The 612-nt window shown below is 71.6% G+C and carries 1 protein-coding gene; it reads left to right on the forward strand.

The features are described 5' to 3' along the window. A partial coding sequence (locus tag LG396_RS38855; RefSeq protein ID WP_225798322.1) for a beta-ketoacyl synthase N-terminal-like domain-containing protein occupies window positions 1-612 on the forward strand: 612 nt, incomplete at both ends.

Raw genomic sequence — 612 nt, forward strand, 5'->3', positions numbered from 1 at the left:
TATTTCGGAGTTCCCTGTCGATCGCGGCTGGGGTGCCGATCTGTTTGACGCCGACCCGGGCAAGTCCGGGAAGTCGTACGCCCGTCACGGGGGCTTCCTGCATGACGCGGGGGAGTTCGACGCGGAGTTCTTCGGTGTGTCGCCGCGTGAGGCGTTGGCGATGGATCCTCAGCAGCGGTTGGTGCTGGAGGCGTCGTGGGAGGCGTGCGAGCGTGCGGGCATCGATGCCGACAGCCTCCGCGGCAGCCGCACCGGCGTCTACATCGGTGCCACCGCGCAGGAGTACGGGCCCCGCCTCGCGGACGGCCACGACGGCCACGACGGGCACCTGCTCACCGGCACCACGGTCAGCGTGCTGTCGGGGCGGGTGGCGTACGCCTTCGGGCTCGAAGGCCCGGCGGTGACGATCGACACGGCGTGCTCGTCGTCGCTGGTCGCCGTCCACCTTGCGGCGCAGGCCCTGCGGAACGGGGAGTGCGACCGCGCGCTCGTCGGCGGCGTCACCGTCATGGGCTCTCCCGGGATGTTCCTGGAGTTCTCGCGGCAGCGGGGGCTTTCGCCCGACGGCCGGTGCAAGGCGTTCGCGGAGGGTGCGGACGGTACGGGCTGGGC

The sequence above is a fragment of the Streptomyces aculeolatus genome (genome assembly GCF_020400605.1).
GTDB classification, from domain to species: domain Bacteria; phylum Actinomycetota; class Actinomycetes; order Streptomycetales; family Streptomycetaceae; genus Streptomyces; species Streptomyces aculeolatus.